General features: G+C 45.8%; 1 protein-coding gene. It reads left to right on the forward strand.

Annotation, left to right across the window (positions count from 1 at the left end):
* The coding region (locus tag ACP45E_RS19020; RefSeq protein ID WP_158008397.1) for a hypothetical protein at positions 1 to 1,395 on the forward strand (1,395 nt) is incomplete at both ends.

Below are 1,395 nucleotides of genomic sequence, written 5' to 3' on the forward strand. Positions count from 1 at the left end.
ACCGCTCTTCCGATCTAGATGCAAAAGCTGACCGTGATCTCAACGGCTTTATTGACGCATTTAACCAGGCGCTAGATAGCCTTAACCTAGACATCAGTGACCTTGGTCTAGAACAATCAGATCTAAGCGGGTCAGTCAATGCAACGAGTATTCATTGGGGAGACGTTATTTCCGTCTCTAGAGATGCCGACTCAAACGAATTTCGCGTGGTATTTACACCGGATAGTATTTTAAAAGTTGAGAGTGAGAAAGACTCTGCGGGTAACTTACTGAGAGTGTTTACCTCATCTTCGGCTAAAGCTTTTGGTTTGTCTTCAATGACGCTGGGTAATGCAGAGTTTTCTGCGTTGCTCAATGGTGATTCCCTAGTCGCTCAAGTGCTAGGGCTTAATGGTTCCGCAGATGCCAAAGGCAAAATATACAGCGGTGAGTTGCATGGCCAAGATCTTGGTGACCGTGTTTTCTTAGAAGACACGGGCTTTTCTGCTGTTGTGACTGCTGAGCTAAATGATGTCGATATTCAAGCTAATATCGGAATGCTTGGCGTTGAAGCAGATCTTAACGGTTACTTGTCTTTAGGTTCTAGTATCGTGCTGGCCGATGATGACAATCGAGTTAACCTCAACCAGTTGTTAGAGGCGAGCAACCAAGGAACGTCAGAGTCTTTGGTTTCGGTTGATTTCTTCAGCGGCAAAGAAGGCGGCTTACTTGGCGACGTGGTTATTGATAACGTAGTTGCAGTAGGAGATGTTGAGGTTGCTCTGGGGGAGTTAGGGATAAATGCTTCGATTGAACTGCCTCAATGGGAAGATGGGCAATTATCAAATCCAATCGTTAACTACGATTTCCAAGGGCTAGATAGTATCGGTTCACTTTCATCCATGAGCTATAGCGATATGGTTGAAGGGCTGCAAACCATACTTGCTACGTTGGATAGTTTGCTGGGGGCGGGTCTATACGATACCGCACTGCCACTGATTGATCTTAGCCTGAAAGATATCTTAGATATTACGGGAGATTTAGCCGAGAAAGTCGACCAAGTGAAAGAGAATCCAGATATGGCTCTGGATCTTGTCGAGGCTGAAATTGAAAAGCTACTCTCGATCCCTTCAGACGCTTTTGATATTCGTTATGCCGCAGACTATCAAGGGTCTGGCCCCGTAATTCTACTTGATCTTGACTATGAGCTAGCGGGTTTCAATCAATCCGTTGCGCTAAACGTAGACTTACAGGAACTGCTGAAAGGCGTGGATGATCCTGATGTACGTAAACTATTAGAAGGTGTTGGCAGTTTAGTTGGAATTGGCGCAGATGGCGCGTTGGATTTAACACTCACGAGCAGTTTGACGGCGTTAATGGGTATTAAGCTGACTTCGTCGACCACGCCTGCGAACG

This window comes from Vibrio genomosp. F10 str. 9ZD137 (assembly GCF_049974785.1).
GTDB lineage: Bacteria > Pseudomonadota > Gammaproteobacteria > Enterobacterales > Vibrionaceae > Vibrio.